This is a genomic window from Pseudomonas sp. S09G 359 (genome assembly GCF_002843605.1).
Classification (GTDB): Bacteria; Pseudomonadota; Gammaproteobacteria; order Pseudomonadales; family Pseudomonadaceae; genus Aquipseudomonas.
In genome coordinates, this window is the sequence record NZ_CP025263.1 from 5274649 (window position 1) to 5288870 (window position 14222).

Sequence of the window (14222 nt, forward strand, 5' to 3'; positions counted from 1 at the left end):
ACTTGTGCGCTGCCCGGCGCAAACCGCTTACAGCGGTAGGCTATTCAAGCGCTGGGAGCCATCGTTTGCAGTTGCATAATGGCTCTGGCGCAGAACGTTACGGTATTCCCGTACCAGCGCCGCCAGCGATTCCTTGGACCAGCGCGCGCCGTAGAACCACAGCGTTGCCCCCTCTTCAAGGGGCTCGCCGAGGCCTGGGTAGCCGCTCCAGCAGGCCGCATGAAACGCAGCGGTGCGGCTGTCGGACACCAGGGCGTCCAGCCGGTACTCGCTCATATGCGCGTCGATTTCATTGCGGGTATGCAGGTTGAACTGCAAGCTGGCATCGACCCGCTGTGCAGGCACTGGCACCAGTTGCGCGCCGGCGCGGCGCAGGGTGTCCAACGCGTTCAGAAACGCCGTACGGTGTTGGATCGGCGCGTGACCATGGCCCAGCACAAAGTGCTCAGCGAACCCCACACGCCGACCGGCCAATGCCTGGGCAGCGGTGAAGGTGGTGTTGTTCTGCACCAAGGGCACCTCCACCATCACCGAACCTGACGGGTCGATCCCACTCAAGGCGACCAATGACAGTGACGGATCACGCACAGGCTTGAGCGGCAGAGCTGGCGCATCATAGCCAGGAATCGTCACGCCTGCGGCGAGGTGCGCATAAGCGCGAGCATCGACTCCAAACTCGATACCGCGCGGGCCCGCATGATCGCTGGAAGAACGCGGGGCAGGCGTCGGGGCTTCCGATTCCGGCAGCGCAGCCAGCGCATGCCCCGTCGAACATCGCACACCCACGCGCCATGTTTTCTTACATTTGTCGTCCATCGGTACTTCCCCGAAACATGAAGTTTCGCGGATCATCGCACCCTTGACTATTGCCTGTCCCAGCCCTGAAACAGCCTGAAACTTCCTTTTTCCAAGGCCTCTGCCATCAGCTCAAAAGGCGCTCTTGTGCACCCTGGGTTTCCACTTCCAGCCACCATGCAGACCCGCGCTCAGGCTGGTTCAAACTGAATGCCTGCCCCATCGGTGGCGTGGTAATCGCCACATTGCGCTCCCAGGCCAAGGCCATGATGCGGTCAAACGGTTCGTGCCAGGCATGAAACGCCAGGTCGAACGTGCCGTTATGAATCGGCAGTAACCAGCGGCCCTTGAGGTCGATATGTGCTTGCAAGGTTTGTTCGGGCTGCATGTGCACGTGGGGCCAGTCGACGTTGTAGGCACCGGTTTCCATCAGCGTCAGGTCGAAGGGACCGTACTGTTCGCCAATGCGTTTGAAGCCGTCGAAATAACCGGTATCACCGCTGAAAAAGATTCGTCGCGCGCCGTCGATCATCACCCAGGAACACCACAGCGTCTGGTTCGCATCAAACAGGCCGCGCCCGGAAAAATGCTGCGCAGGCGTGGCGACAAAACGGATGCCATCCACCTCGGTGCCTTGCCACCAATCCAGTTGGCGTACTTTGTCGGCAGCCACACCCCACTTGATCAACAGGTCGCCCACACCCAGCGGCGCAAGAAAGTAGCGGGTCTTGGCGGCCAATTGGATCACAGCGTTGTGATCAAGATGGTCGTAGTGGTTGTGGGAAAGAATCACCGCCTCCAGGGGCGGCAGCTCTTCAAGGCTGATGGGCGGCTGGTGGAAACGCTTGGGGCCGGCCCAACTGAATGGCGAAGCGCGCTCGGCAAACACCGGGTCAGTGACCCAGAACTTGCCACGCATTTTCAGCAAAACGGTGGAATGCCCGAGGCGGAACACGCTGTGATCGGGAGCGGCCAACAGCTGCTCACGGGTCAGCGGTTGCACGGGAATGTTGCCCACCGGCCGCGTACTGCGCGGCTTGTTGAACAACATATTCCAGAAGATACGCAAGGTCTTGCCGAAGCCGCCGTGCTGCACCGGGGCGTCATTGCTGAAATGCCCCTGGTCCTGTTCGGCAGGCTTGAGCGACGCAGGCGAGGGCTTGAGACGGGATGAAATGGTGGCCATTGCAGAGTGACTCCTACGGTCCGCTCATAAATTACACTGCACAGTGTAGTTTCAAGATTGCAACAAAATCCGGAACAAGTAAACTACATAGTGTAATTTTCCCTGAAGAGCCGAATGCCGCCCATGACTGCACCTCAACGCCTCACCGACCGTAAACGCGAAGCCATCGTGGCCGCGGCTATCGCCGAGTTTCGTGCGAACGGTTTCGAGGTCACCAGCATGGACAAGATCGCCGCCACCGCGGGCGTTTCCAAGCGCACGGTGTACAACCATTTCCCCAGCAAGGAAGAGTTGTTCGCCGAAATTCTCCACCAGCTCTGGGCCAGCACCGTCGCACAACTCGATGTCAGCTACACCAGTGACCGCCCGCTACGCGAACAGTTGCGCGGGTTGCTGGAAGCAAAGATGAAGATGATGGCGGACGCCAACTTCCTCGACCTGGCCCGTGTCGCCATCGCCGCCACTATCCACTCGCCTGAGCGCGCCCAGGACATGGTCACCCGCCTGAGCCAACGCGAAGAAGGTTTTACCCAATGGGTACGCGCCGCCCAGGCAGACGGCCGGCTCTGCTGCAGCGACCCGGTATTTGCCGCTCACCAGATACAAAGCCTGCTCAAGGCCTTTGCCTTCTGGCCTCAGATCACCCTCGGCCAACCCATCCTCGACGCCGACCACCAAGCCCGCGTGATCGAGTCGGCCATCGATCTATTCCTGGCCGGCTATGAAGTCACCGCCGCGCGCCAGCCCTAAGGCGCGGTTGTGTGAGCGACATTCCTAGTCGTTTTTGACGCATTCGCCCTCTGTTTTGCGCAAATGGCCTGGAAGGACACTGATTATTCCCACTCGAATAACTGACAATATTCACCGGCATTATCCGATCAACGGTTAATCCAGCGAATACGCACCGCCGTATCTGTAAAAAAGCAGCTGAACCAGGAATTTATGGAAAACAGACAAGGCAAAGGGCTTTCATTTGCCAAGCGTATCTACAGGCCAAGGATCATTGGCACAGCCATGTGCTCGCTGAGTGTGATTGTGGCCCTGTACCCGCTGGCCATGCCTGGCTGGATCTGGGCGTTGCTGCTGGTCAATGGTTTTGTCTGGCCGCACCTGGCGTATCAGCTGGCAACCCGTGCCAAATTCCCCTACGACGCCGAACAGCGCAACCTGGTGTATGACGCCCTGTTCAGCGGCTTCTGGGCCGCGACGCTGCAGTTCACTCCCCTGACCACCGTGACCTTGCTGTCGATGGTCGCCATGAACAATGTCGCCGCCGGCGGCAAACGCATGTTGATACGCGGCGCCCTGGCCCAGGTAGTCGGCGTGGCCCTGGCGGGGTTGCTGTTCGGGCTGCGGTTCAACCCTAGTGTCAGCCTGGTGCAGGTCTACGCCTGCCTGCCGATGCTGACCCTCTACCCGATGGCCATCGGCATGGTCTGCTATCAATTGGCGATCAAACTGTCGGAACACAAACGGGCTCTCAGTGCCCTGAGCCGCATCGACAGCCTTACCGGCCTGCTCAATCACGGTTCCTGGAAAGACCTGCTGCACCTCAAGTTCCACAAATGCCAGCAACAGCAAAGCCACGCCACCATCGCGTTGATCGATATCGATCACTTCAAGCAGATCAATGATTCTCACGGCCACATCGTCGGTGACGCCGTGCTGCGACAACTGAGCCTGGAACTGCGGCGCAACCTGCGGGAAAACGACCTGGCCGGGCGTTACGGTGGCGATGAGTTCTGTGTGATTCTGCCGAAAATGCCCCTGGGGCAGGCCGCGCAGGTCATGGAGCGCATGCGCGTAACCTTCAGCAATTACCGCAACCCGCAAATCCCGGAGCTGCGGGTAAGCCTGAGCATCGGCCTGGCGGATTTCCAGCCGTTCTTCACGGATGCCGCCATGTGGCTGAATGCAGCGGACCGCGCGCTATATGCCGCCAAAGACACCGGGCGTAACCGGGTGACTACCAGCGACCAGAGGGTCGCCCATTCCGCCTGAAGTTGTCCTACGACACCTTGTCTGATTTTTCCGCGTCGCGGCCTAAGCAGCATCATAATGCCACCACTCGTCACCTACCCAGAAAAGGTCCTGCCCCCCAGGCGAACTTCTGCTCAGGCTGATCACTCTTAACCCGTTGTTCCACCCCGCTGTCAGCACATGGAGGCTGACAATGAGCACGTCAACCGTATGGCCAATGCCGTACGGGGGCAGGCGCATATACATGGATACTCCCAGCCGCTTGCTTGCCCGAGCCCCCGAACATGCTATTCAACGCCCACAAAAAAACCATCAGCACCTTGCAACATACCCTGGCGCAACAGACCAGCCTGCTGGACGCCATCGAGCGCTCCATGGCAGTGATCGAATTCGACCTGCAAGGCAACGTGCTGCGGGCCAATGACAACTTCCTCAAGACCCTGCATTACCGCGCCGATCAGGTTGTGGGCCAGCCTCATCGGATGTTCTGCACGCCCGCTTTCGCCCGCAGCAGCGAGTACAACCAGTTGTGGTCGAACCTGCGCAATGGCCAGTTCCAATCAGGTACCTTTGAGCGCGTGGCCGGTGACGGTCAGTCGGTGTGGCTGGAAGCCAGCTATAACCCTGTGCGCGATGACGCAGGCCAGGTGATCAAAGTGGTGAAGTACGCCATGGACGTGACCCCGCGCCTGCAGGCCGAAAGCGAGGCCAACGCGAAGTTGGAAGCCATCGGCCGGGCAATGGCGGTGATCGAGTTCAACCTCGACGGCACCATCATCACGGCGAACGCAAACTTTCTGCAGCGCATGGGCTACAGCCTGGCGCAGATCCAGGGCAAGCATCACCGTCTGTTCTGTACCGCAGAACTGGCCAAGAGCACGGCCTACAGTGATTTCTGGCGGCGCCTGAACCAGGGCGAGCTGTTCAGCGGCCAATTCGAGCGCGTGGATAAAAACGGCCAGGCCGTCTGGCTCGAAGCCAACTACAACCCGGTGTACGACGCCAGCGGGCGCCTGTGCAAAGTGGTCAAGTTCGCCTCGGATGTCACCGCACAGGTGCAACAGCATGCAACCGACGCAGCGAGCGCTGCCCAGGCGTATCACATCTCCCTGAATACCCGGGACATCGCCGAAAAAGGCGCCGATGTGATCCAGCAAAGCGCCATCGGCATGCGCGAAATTGCCGCCGATATCGACGGCTCCTCACAACTGATCGCCAAGCTGGGCGAGCGTTCGCAGCAGATCACCACCATCGTCAACACCATTCGCGGCATCGCCGACCAGACCAACTTGCTGGCCCTGAATGCGGCCATCGAAGCCGCGCGCGCAGGCGAACAAGGGCGTGGGTTTGCCGTGGTGGCCGATGAAGTTCGGCAACTGGCCGCACGCACCAGCGGCTCGACGGCGGAAATTTCCGGCATGATCGCGATGATCCAGGACGAAACCCGCCAGGCCATCGACAGCATGGACGGCACCCGCGACCGCGCCGCCCAAGGCGTCGAACTGGCTAACCGCGCCGGTACGGTCATCGTGCAAATTCGCGAAGGCGCCAGCGAGGCGGTACAGGCGGTGAGTGCGTTTGCCAGCGAGCGTGCCGGCCGCTAAGCAGGGCCCGGGTTATTCATGTGTAAGACAGGTCCTCAGGACTATAGTGAGTCACTGTCTTAACGTTGATGACCCGAGCCCACCATGACCCCAGACAAACCTGAAGCCGCCCCCGTCGACCACCTGCGTTTCCACCGCGGCCACGCCCACCTGGCGCCGACCTTCGGCAACGACACCTTCGCCCTCAAGGCCGAAGCCTTCGCCCGCTTCTTCGGTACACCGACCTTTCTCGGCGCGCAAACCGCGATCGTGATTTTGTGGGTGGTGTTGAACATGACCGGTATCACTCATTTCGACGTGTACCCGTTCATCCTGCTCAACCTGGCCTTCAGCTTGCAATCGGCCTACGCCGCGCCCTTGATCCTGCTGGCCCAGACGCGCCAGGCCGCGCGTGACAAAGCCCAGTCGGACGCCGATGCACAGCACCGCGAAGCCCTGGCCGTGGCGAATACCGAGCGCCAGGCCCAGGCGGCGCAAACCACCAAACAGTTGCTGGAACTGCTGGAACAGAACACCCGGCTCACGGAAATGACCAAGCAGCTGACAGAACACATCGAAACCCTGACGTGCGAAATGCATGAGCATTACGTGCGAAAAACCTGAAGCGCTAACACTCCCAAGAAAGCTCCTCTGTGGCGAGCGGGCTTGCCCGCGTTGGGGTGCGAAGCACCCCCTTCAGGTTGCTGTGGTGTGATGGCTGGCTTGGGGCCGCTTCGCAGCCCAACGCGGGCAAGCCCGCTCGCCACAAGTGCCAATCAAGGCAACCGGATCTGCCGGCCCAGTTCCTCAAACAAAGTGACTACCGAGCGCAACGCTCGGCAATCGGGACGCGTCAACAACCATAGCGCCGTGTCGTGCCCTGCCAACGCAGGGCCCAGCGGTTGCAGCATGTCGTCCAACAGAAAATCCGGTAGCGCCGCCACCCCCAGCCCTGCCCGCACCAATTCGGTCACCGACAACATGCTGTTACAGCGATAACTGGGGCGCACGCCCGGCAAGTGCTCGCGGCGCCAGACGACCGTGGGGTGGTCGGGCAGGAAGTCATCCGGCGCGATCCAGGCCAGGTCGGCCAGCTCAACGCCCGGGTGGCGGCGAACATACTCACCACTGGCGCAGACTTGGTACGACACAGTGCCAAGGCAGCGTCCTACGAGATGCTCCGGAGGGGTCTTGGTCAGGCGCAGGGCGATGTCGGCATCGCGCCGGCTGAGGTTGGCGAAATCATTCGACGTGCTCAGTTCCAGGGTCAACGCCGGGTAATCCGGCATGAAGTGCGCCAGGGCCGGCAACAGCAGGCCTTGCAACACCGAGTCGGTGCAGGTGAGGCGCACCGTGCCGCTGATCACCTCACCGCCCTGCTCCACCCCCACCCGCGCGGCTTCCAGGGCTTGCTCCGCCTGTTCGGCCTGCTGCGCCAGGGTGCTGGCTAAACCGGTGGGCAAGTAGCCGGCACGGCTTTTTTCAAACAACGTCTGGCCCAATGCCGCCTCCAGGCGCCGGACCGCACGGAACACCGTGGACACGTCCACCCGCAACAGCGCCGCCGCCCGCGCCAGGGTGCCACCCCGCACCAGCGCGAGGATCAGCGACAGGTCAGGATAGTCAATTTGATAGTGCGTGGCTGCATTGAGCATGTGGGTAAACGCCAATATTGATTGCGTGAACGCCAATCTATAGTGGCCGCCAGGACACAACAAGTCATGGGACGCCTTTGATGAACGCCACTGCTCTGCGCCTCGCCCTGATCGGCGACTACAACCCCGATGTGACCGCACACCAAGCGATTCCCATCGCCGTGCAGCAGGCCGCCGACCACCTTGGCCTGACGGTTCACCTGCACTGGCTCGACACCGACACCCTCACACCCGCCACTGAATTGCACGGCTTCGACGGTTTCTGGTGCGTGCCCGCCAGCCCCTACCGCGACACCGAGGGCGCCCTGCGCGCGATCCGTTTTGCCCGCGAGCAACAGCGCCCCTTCCTCGGTACCTGCGGCGGGTTTCAGCACGCGATGTTGGAATATGCCCGCAACGTATTGGGCTGGGCCGATGCCGAACATGGCGAGCTTGCCCCGCAGGCCAAGCGCGCAATCATCACCCCCCTGAGTTGCGCCTTGGTGGAAGCGACCGGCACCCTACGTTTAATGCCCTACACACGTATCGCCGACGCCTACGGCACCTTGGACCTGCATGAAGGTTATCGCTGCAGCTACGGGGTAAACCCGCAATTCCTCGACGCGTTGCTGGCGGGTGACTTGATCCCCAGCGGCCACGACGCGGCGGGCGAGCTGCGCGCGGCGGAATTGCTGGACCATCCGTTTTTCGTCACCACCTTGTTCCAACCCGAACGCGCCGCGCTCAAGGGCATCACGCCACCGCTGGTGATTGCCCTGCTCAAGGCCTGCCAGGCGCAGTCGATATGATCGCCAACACACCCACCCCGCCCTACTACGCCGTGATTTTCACCTCCCTGCGCACCGACGGTGACCAAGGCTACGGCCAAGCCGCCACCCGCATGCTCGAACTGGCGCGGCAACAACCGGGGTTTCTTGGCGTGGAATCGGCGCGCGAGGATGGCCTGGGCATTACCGTGTCGTACTGGGAAAGCGAGGCGGCGATCCTGGCCTGGAAGCAGCAGGCCGAACACCGTGCGGTGCGCGAGCAAGGACGCGCCACCTGGTACTCGGCGTTTCAGACGCGGGTGTGCAAAGTGGAGCGGGCATACGCTTTCGCGAGCGAGTAACCCTGCATGTGTTTCGAGCAGGCTCGTTGTGGCACCAGGCTTTCTGTAGCAAGCAGGGTATGTGGCACCAGGCTTTCTGTGGCAAGCAGGGTATGTGGCAAGCAGACTTGTTGTGGCAAGCAGGCTTGTTGTGGCGAGCGGGCTTGCCCGCGTTGGGGTGCGAAGCAGCCCCAAAACCAGCGCTCGCGGTGTATCTGAAATACCGAGGGGTGTGAATGGGGGGCGCTTCGCACCCCAACGCGGGCAAGCCCGCTCGCCACAGAAAGCCTGCTTGTCACCGAAGCCTGCTTGCCACCGAAAGCCCGCTCCCCACAACAGGCCCGCTCACCACAACAAGCCTGCTCGCAGCACTTACTAGCTCACCAAACTACGCAACGCACTGATCTGCGGGATCTCTACCCGCCGCATATACGCGCGCAGCGGCTCGGTGATGTTGATGCGTTCGTCGATATTCTGGTCGAGCAGCAACTGGATTCGCTCACGCGACAGGGTCATGGTTTGCTCGGGGGCCGGCAGCCAGACGAATTCGGCAGTGGGGATGATGCCGTCATCGGCCACGTCCATGCCGAACGAGTCTTCGCTGAAACGCACGATGTACTGGCCGGTCTTGCGGTTCAGGCCAACAAAGCCGTGGAGCTGGTCGGCGGCCTGGCAGATAAGTTCGGAAGTGATGCGCATGGTAAACCTCACTGAAAAGTCCTACAGGGACTGGAAAGATGGTTTACACGCGTGGCAGAAAGTACTGTCCTCTAACGGGGCAGCTTCGGCCAAGAGTACTGCAATGCACCGAAAAAAAACCGAGAAAATTGGCCCGCGCGCACGTTAATGTCGGTTTGGTGATAGCGCCTTTCGCAATCAATTGTTAAAAAGGAGGCCTTCTCAAAGCTACCTCCACGAAAGGACTTCGCATATGCCTGTCACGTTTACCAAGAGCGCCTTGCTGCTGGCCCTGATGCTCGGCCTCGGCCAGGCGCAGGCTGCCGACCCGATCAGCCCGGCTGAATTGGCAACAAACGAAGGCATCCCCTACCCTGCCGTGATCGCGCACCGTGGTGCTTCCTACGATGCGCCCGAGTCCACCGCCGCGGCCTACAAGGTTGCACGCGACCTGGGCGCCGACTACCTGGAAATGGACCTGCAGCGCAGCAAGGACGGCGTGCTCTTTGCCCTGCACGATAACAACCTGCAGCGCACCACCGACGTGGCCACCAAGTTCCCTGAGCGCAAAGATGCGCCGGCCAACGAGTTCACCTGGAAAGAACTGCAAACCCTCGACGCCGGCAGCTGGTTCAACGCCGCCTACCCGGACCGTGCGCGACCAGGTTTCGTGGGCCTGAAAATCCAGAGCCTGGACGACATCATCAAGATCGCCGAAGGCAACCCCCAGCATAAACCCGGCCTGTACATCGAAACCAAAGAACCCAAGCAATTCCCGGGCATCGAAGCCGACCTGAAAAACAAGCTGTTGGATAAAGGCTGGCTGAGTTCTGCCGGCTCCAAGCTGGGCAAGAGCAACACCGGCGTCGGCCAAGGCAAGGGCCGCGTGGTGCTGCAAACCTTCGAGACTGCGAGCTTGAAAGAGCTGCAGAAAGAAATGCCGAACACGCCGAAAATCCTCTTGCTGTGGGTGGGTGCAGGCAGCATCGAACCTAAATCCACGCAGACTTTCGCCGAATCCGGCGAACCGACCAAGGCCGCCTACTACGCCAAGCAAGAGCCGAAAGACGCCGCCGAGTTCGAAAAATGGGTGGACGAAGCCAAGAGCCTCGGCGCCATCGGCACCGGCCCATCGGCTGAGCTGACCGACCACGGCGACCAGAGCTACACCGACCTGGTGAAGCCTGAAATGAACCAGCTGACCCACGACAAAGGCCTGCTGGTGCACGTCTACACCGTGGACGAGCCGGTGGATTTCGACAAGGTGATGAAAGCCGGCGTCGACGGTATCTTCACCAACCGCGCTGCCGAACTGCTGAAGTTCTACAAGCGCTGGCCGTCGTCCAGCGTGCAAGACCTGCTGAACGACCATAAGTACTGAGTGGTCCGGGCGCCTGTGGCTGGGCCGTGACTACGGCCTGATCCACGGCGAGCTGGGGCGTACCGCGCCCCATGCGCACTACGCCCATCAGTTGCTGTTCGCCCCGGGCGGGCCGGTCACGGTCAGCCTCGATGGCCGTGTGATCACGGCCCATCGCCTGTTTATCCCTTCGCGACAGCCCCACGCCATTCTCGATGCCGAAGGTGACGTGTGGGTGCTGTATGCCGAACCGATCGTCTTTGCTGCCGAGCCTTTGCAGGCCTTGCTGGCTAACGACGAGTTATCCCTGGCTACCCTCCAACACCTGCCACGCCGGCGCCTCGACGACCCGCGCCTCGAACGCGCGCTGACCACCCTCGACCACCACCTCAGTGGCAAGGTGTCAGCCCAGGCCCTGGCCGAGGCGGCCCACCTGTCATTGAGCCAGCTGGAGCGCCTGTTCACCCATCAACTCGGCATGCCCGTGCGCCGCCTGGTGCTGTGGCGCCGGTTGCGCGTAGCCGTGCAATTGGCCCTGGCCGGCAACACCTTGACCGAGGCCGCCCATGGCGCGGGCTTTGCCGACTCGGCGCATTTTTCACGGACCATGAAGCAGCTGTTCGGTGTCACTGCCGGGGCGTCGTTGCGCCAGCTGGATGTGCAGTGCCTAACGTAGCTCATCCGGCACGCGCGGTTCTTTGCCCAGCTGCGCGGGCATAAACGGATCGCGCAACTGCGCCGCATACCCCAGCGGAAAATCCGGCCGGCTGCCAATCCCCAGATCCCCTGGCCCCATGCGATAGCCCGCACGGTAGAACGCCGTTCCCAGCAGCCAATCCCACAGGTTGAAAAACAGCCCGAAATTCACGTCCCCGGCGCGCCCGTACTTCATATGATGAAAGCGATGCACCGGCGCCCAGGCGAACACCCAACGCAGCGGCCCCAGGCGCATATCCACATTGGAATGCTGCAACAGCAACTGCAGGGCGATGGCCAGCGCCAGCAGCTCTGCCACATCCAGCGGTATGCCCAGCAGGATCAGCGGCAGCAGGCCGACCGTGGCTTCCAGCATCTGGTGCAACGGGTGCTTCATCAAACCGTTGAACCCATAGAGCCGCTGCACACTGTGATGCACCGCGTGCAAACGCCAGAGGGGCGCGCTGCGGTGGCTGGCGTAATGCATCAGGGTAATGCCCGCGTCGGCGAGCACGATGGCCAGCAGCAATTGCTGCCACAACGGCCAGCCCCGGGGCCAGATGCCCTCGAACGCCAACAGCGCGGTCAGCCCTGGCAGTATCAGCAGGCCCAACGCATTAAGGCTTTCGTTGACCAGCGCGTGGAGGGTGTCGCGTCGGCGGTCGCCCAGGCTTTGATTCCACTGCGGCTCATAGGGCAGCCATTGCTCCGCGAGGAACGACACCGCGACCGCCACCGCAAACACCAGTAACAGCCAGGTCGGCTGCCACAGGCCACAGCCGATAAACCCCAGCAGAAATGCAGGCGCATAGATCCAACTCACAAAGCGTTTCATCCGAGTCTCCCTTTAGGTGAGGCCCCAGCATGAAAACTTTCGTACCCGGCGGATTGAACGAACTGCGCAACTGCTTGAACTAATTAAGCATGAATTAAGTTGCAATGAATAACCTGAGCCCACTTAAACAGCTCACCGAAAAAGGAAACACACCATGAAAACCTTGACCACTCTGTTCGCCGCCGCTGCCCTGACCCTTACTGCCGGCCTGGCCCAAGCTGACGTCCGCCCAGACCACATCGAAGGCCTGCTCAAGTCCGGTGCGGTAATGCCTTTCGAAAAACTCAACGCCGCCGCCATCGCCAAACACGCCGGCGCCACTATCAACGACACCGAGCTGGACCACAAAAACGGCGTGCTGGTGTACGAAGTCGACCTGACCGACACCGCTGGCAAGAAGTTTGAAGTGAAGCTCGACGCCAAGACCGGCGCCGTGCTGGAAGACAAGCAAGACACTTGATTCATCGCGCAAAACAAAGCCACCCAAGGGTGGCTTTTTTTGTGCCCGTCAGGCGCCCAATCGCGCCGTCACCTCATTCAACTCACCCGACAACCCACGCAGGTTGTGGCTCGCCGCTTCGGTGCGCTGCACGTTGTCGAGGTTGGCGGTGGCCACTTCGGTGATCTGCGTGATGTTGCGCGAAATATCCTCGGCCACCGACGTCTGCTCCTCGGCTGCCGTGGCGATCTGGCGGTTCATGTCGCGGATCGCCTCCACCGCCTGGGTGATGTGCGCAAGCATGGCGCCGGCCTGGGTGACCTTTTCCACACTGTCATCGCTGCATGATTGGCCGCTGACGATGGCCTCGGCCGCATCCACTGCACCGGTCTGCACCGCCTGGATGATCTGGTTGATCTCGATGATCGACGCCGCCGTGCGTTGCGCCAGGCTGCGTACTTCATCGGCTACCACGGCAAAACCACGGCCCGCCTCGCCCGCACGTGCGGCCTCGATGGCAGCGTTGAGCGCCAACAGGTTCGTCTGCTCGGCGATGCCGCGAATCACTTCGAGCACTTTGCCGATGCGTACGCTGTCGGTTTCCAGGCGGCGGATGATGGTGCCGGTGTTGAGGATTTCATTGCGCATCTGGCCGATGGTGGCGATGGTGACTTTCATCACTTCACCGCCCTCGCGGGCCGAATGGTCCGCTTCATCGGCGGCGCGCGAAGCACTGGCGGCGTGACGCGCGACTTCCTGGGCGGTGGCCGACATTTCGGTCATGGCCGTGGCCACCTGGTCGGTGCGGTTGAATTGTTCATGGGTGCCGGTGGCCATCTGACCGGCAATCGAGTTCAACTCGCCGCTGGCGCTCACCAGGTCGGTGGCGCTGCGTTGCAGACGGTTGAAGGTCTCGGCCAGGAAGTCACGCAGGGTATTGGCCGCGGCCGCCAACTGGCCCAGTTCATCCTGGCGATGGCTGGTCACGCGTTGGGCAAACCGGCCATGGCTCAGTTGTGTCACGTAGTCGATCAGGCCACGGATCGGCAGGATCAAATTGCGGTTGATCAACCATAGGCTGAACAAGCCGATCAGCGCGCCGGACAGCAGCATGATCGCCAGGCCCACCAGCACGGTGCGCTCGGCATAGGCACTGATGGCCGCGGATTTCTGGCTACCTTGTTCACGCAGGTCGCTGACCAGGGCGCTCATCTGCTCACTGGTGGCACGGTCCACGCCCTTTACGGCGGTGTCGCCAGCCGTAGGATCGCCGTCCGCAGCCACGTAGGCATCACGACCGCGCTGGTAGGCCGCGCCCAGTTGCAAGTGTTCCTGGCGCAGCGTATCGATGCGTCGGCTCAAGGCCGGGTCGCTGCTGGTCTGGGTGACCAGGCGCACGAGGATACCTTGCACATCGCGTTGCCGATCCTGGAACTGGCCCCAGTATTTCTCCATGTCCTGGGGCTGTTTGCCGCGCAACAATACGTTCTTCCATTCCTGCACCTGCACCTTGAACTGCAAGTTGGCCTCGTCGATCAACTGCGAGGTGAGCAACGGCCCGTCAATCAAACTGCGATAACTCTGCACCCCGTTGGAGAGGAAGTTGAAACACGCCAGGGCGATCAACAACATCGCCAGCAGGCTGCCACCGAGCAGCGACAGGATTTGTGCTCTCAAGGAGGTTCGCAAAACATTCATCGGGGAAAAGCCTCGATACAGGGAATTCGTGCAGGCACGCGGTAACTTCCCTGTCTTCAAAAGCACCGCCCATCCACAGCGGTTCTTAATGCCCTGAATCGGCCGTGCTAGAGGCTTCTTGAACGGTTCCTGACAGGCGGTCAATAAAATGTCACACCAACGAAATATTTTAAAAATCGTCATAAAACTGTCAAATTTCCTTGCAATGATCGCTCACGCGAACCTGTGAA

14 protein-coding genes and 3 pseudogenes are annotated in these 14222 nt (G+C 61.2%); 10 read left to right on the forward strand and 7 right to left on the reverse strand.

The genetic code is table 11. The features are described from left to right. Nucleotides 1-27: 27 nt before the first annotated feature. Both CXQ82_RS24105 and CXQ82_RS24110 read right to left on the reverse strand, forming a co-directional pair. A complete protein-coding gene (locus tag CXQ82_RS24105; protein WP_101272616.1) occupies nt 28-816 on the reverse strand; it encodes an amidase family protein in 789 nt (262 codons plus the stop codon). Between the two features lie 106 nt (nt 817-922). Further along, on the reverse strand, nt 923-1981 hold the full coding sequence (locus tag CXQ82_RS24110) for an MBL fold metallo-hydrolase (RefSeq protein ID WP_101272617.1): 1059 nt from the start codon (nt 1979-1981) through the stop codon (nt 923-925). 123 nt (nt 1982-2104) lie between these two features. Here CXQ82_RS24110 and CXQ82_RS24115 point away from each other — a divergent pair, with 123 nt between their 5' ends. From CXQ82_RS24115 to CXQ82_RS24135, 5 genes and pseudogenes are all read left to right on the forward strand, one after another. Then, entirely contained in the window at nt 2105-2731 is a 627-nt protein-coding gene (locus CXQ82_RS24115) for a TetR/AcrR family transcriptional regulator (RefSeq protein ID WP_101273860.1), read from the forward strand. Nucleotides 2732-2923: 192 nt separating this feature from the next. Then, nucleotides 2924-3982, forward strand: a complete 1059-nt coding sequence (locus CXQ82_RS24120; RefSeq protein ID WP_101272618.1) for a diguanylate cyclase — start codon at nt 2924-2926, stop codon at nt 3980-3982. Nucleotides 3983-4245: 263 nt separating this feature from the next. Next, nucleotides 4246-5013 (forward strand): annotated as a pseudogene (locus tag CXQ82_RS32030) (PAS domain-containing protein); the annotation flags it as partial. A 117-nt stretch (nt 5014-5130) separates the two neighbouring features. After that, nucleotides 5131-5565, forward strand: a pseudogene (locus CXQ82_RS32035) (methyl-accepting chemotaxis protein); the annotation flags it as partial. An 84-nt stretch (nt 5566-5649) separates the two neighbouring features. Beyond that, nucleotides 5650-6168 carry a DUF1003 domain-containing protein gene (locus CXQ82_RS24135; RefSeq protein ID WP_101272621.1) on the forward strand — a complete coding sequence of 173 codons (519 nt, stop codon included), beginning with the start codon at nt 5650-5652 and terminating at the stop codon, nt 6166-6168. A gap of 152 nt (nt 6169-6320) precedes the next feature. Here the strand turns inward: CXQ82_RS24135 and CXQ82_RS24140 are convergent, their stop codons facing one another. Then, nucleotides 6321-7199, reverse strand: a complete 879-nt coding sequence (locus CXQ82_RS24140) for a LysR family transcriptional regulator (protein WP_101272622.1) — start codon at nt 7197-7199, stop codon at nt 6321-6323. Nucleotides 7200-7279: 80 nt separating this feature from the next. Here CXQ82_RS24140 and CXQ82_RS24145 point away from each other — a divergent pair, with 80 nt between their 5' ends. Further along, nucleotides 7280-7987, forward strand: a complete 708-nt coding sequence (locus tag CXQ82_RS24145; protein WP_101272623.1) for a CTP synthase — start codon at nt 7280-7282, stop codon at nt 7985-7987. After that, a complete protein-coding gene (locus CXQ82_RS24150) occupies nt 7984-8307 on the forward strand; it encodes an antibiotic biosynthesis monooxygenase (protein ID WP_101272624.1) in 324 nt (107 codons plus the stop codon). The genes CXQ82_RS24145 and CXQ82_RS24150 overlap by 4 nt, the downstream gene beginning before the upstream one ends. A 354-nt stretch (nt 8308-8661) precedes the next feature. On the opposite strand, the gene CXQ82_RS24155 is transcribed toward CXQ82_RS24150, so the two are convergent. Beyond that, complete coding sequence (locus CXQ82_RS24155; protein ID WP_101272625.1) at nt 8662-8985, reverse strand: DUF2025 family protein; 324 nt, start codon at nt 8983-8985, stop codon at nt 8662-8664. Between the two features lie 232 nt (nt 8986-9217). Here CXQ82_RS24155 and CXQ82_RS24160 point away from each other — a divergent pair, with 232 nt between their 5' ends. Then, on the forward strand, nt 9218-10345 hold the full coding sequence (locus CXQ82_RS24160) for a glycerophosphodiester phosphodiesterase family protein (protein ID WP_101272626.1): 1128 nt from the start codon (nt 9218-9220) through the stop codon (nt 10343-10345). Beyond that, the gene (locus CXQ82_RS24165; protein ID WP_101272627.1) at nt 10335-11000 is read left to right on the forward strand and encodes an AraC family transcriptional regulator; all 666 of its coding nucleotides are present in this window, start codon (nt 10335-10337) and stop codon (nt 10998-11000) included. Before CXQ82_RS24160 ends, CXQ82_RS24165 begins: the two co-directional genes overlap by 11 nt. On the opposite strand, the gene CXQ82_RS24170 is transcribed toward CXQ82_RS24165, so the two are convergent. Continuing rightward, nucleotides 10992-11855: a sterol desaturase family protein gene (locus CXQ82_RS24170; protein WP_101272628.1), complete on the reverse strand. Its 864-nt coding sequence runs from the start codon at nt 11853-11855 to the stop codon at nt 10992-10994. The two genes, CXQ82_RS24165 and CXQ82_RS24170, sit on opposite strands and share 9 nt — an antisense overlap. A 154-nt stretch (nt 11856-12009) precedes the next feature. Here CXQ82_RS24170 and CXQ82_RS24175 point away from each other — a divergent pair, with 154 nt between their 5' ends. Then, complete coding sequence (locus CXQ82_RS24175; protein ID WP_101272629.1) at nt 12010-12315, forward strand: PepSY domain-containing protein; 306 nt, start codon at nt 12010-12012, stop codon at nt 12313-12315. Nucleotides 12316-12363: 48 nt separating this feature from the next. Here the strand turns inward: CXQ82_RS24175 and CXQ82_RS32040 are convergent, their stop codons facing one another. Both CXQ82_RS32040 and CXQ82_RS32045 read right to left on the reverse strand, forming a co-directional pair. Next, nucleotides 12364-13131: a methyl-accepting chemotaxis protein gene (locus tag CXQ82_RS32040; protein WP_371917371.1), complete on the reverse strand. Its 768-nt coding sequence runs from the start codon at nt 13129-13131 to the stop codon at nt 12364-12366. A gap of 165 nt (nt 13132-13296) precedes the next feature. After that, a pseudogene (locus CXQ82_RS32045) lies at nt 13297-14175 on the reverse strand (hypothetical protein); the annotation flags it as partial. Nucleotides 14176-14222 lie beyond the last annotated feature (47 nt).

What these genes read in the sequence shown, in the direction of transcription:
- CXQ82_RS24175 (WP_101272629.1), top strand. Translation starts at nt 12,010, where the DNA reads ATGAAAACCTTGACCACTCTGTTCGCCGCCGCTGCCCTGACCCTTACT.
- CXQ82_RS32040 (WP_371917371.1), bottom strand. Translation starts at nt 13,131, where the DNA reads ATGGCCACCGGCACCCATGAACAATTCAACCGCACCGACCAGGTGGCC.
- CXQ82_RS24105 (WP_101272616.1), bottom strand. Translation starts at nt 816, where the DNA reads ATGGACGACAAATGTAAGAAAACATGGCGCGTGGGTGTGCGATGTTCG.
- CXQ82_RS24170 (WP_101272628.1), bottom strand. Translation starts at nt 11,855, where the DNA reads ATGAAACGCTTTGTGAGTTGGATCTATGCGCCTGCATTTCTGCTGGGG.
- CXQ82_RS24150 (WP_101272624.1), top strand. Translation starts at nt 7,984, where the DNA reads ATGATCGCCAACACACCCACCCCGCCCTACTACGCCGTGATTTTCACC.
- CXQ82_RS24135 (WP_101272621.1), top strand. Translation starts at nt 5,650, where the DNA reads ATGACCCCAGACAAACCTGAAGCCGCCCCCGTCGACCACCTGCGTTTC.
- CXQ82_RS24160 (WP_101272626.1), top strand. Translation starts at nt 9,218, where the DNA reads ATGCCTGTCACGTTTACCAAGAGCGCCTTGCTGCTGGCCCTGATGCTC.
- CXQ82_RS24145 (WP_101272623.1), top strand. Translation starts at nt 7,280, where the DNA reads ATGAACGCCACTGCTCTGCGCCTCGCCCTGATCGGCGACTACAACCCC.
- CXQ82_RS24120 (WP_101272618.1), top strand. Translation starts at nt 2,924, where the DNA reads ATGGAAAACAGACAAGGCAAAGGGCTTTCATTTGCCAAGCGTATCTAC.
- CXQ82_RS24155 (WP_101272625.1), bottom strand. Translation starts at nt 8,985, where the DNA reads ATGCGCATCACTTCCGAACTTATCTGCCAGGCCGCCGACCAGCTCCAC.
- CXQ82_RS24115 (WP_101273860.1), top strand. Translation starts at nt 2,105, where the DNA reads ATGACTGCACCTCAACGCCTCACCGACCGTAAACGCGAAGCCATCGTG.
- CXQ82_RS24110 (WP_101272617.1), bottom strand. Translation starts at nt 1,981, where the DNA reads ATGGCCACCATTTCATCCCGTCTCAAGCCCTCGCCTGCGTCGCTCAAG.
- CXQ82_RS24140 (WP_101272622.1), bottom strand. Translation starts at nt 7,199, where the DNA reads ATGCTCAATGCAGCCACGCACTATCAAATTGACTATCCTGACCTGTCG.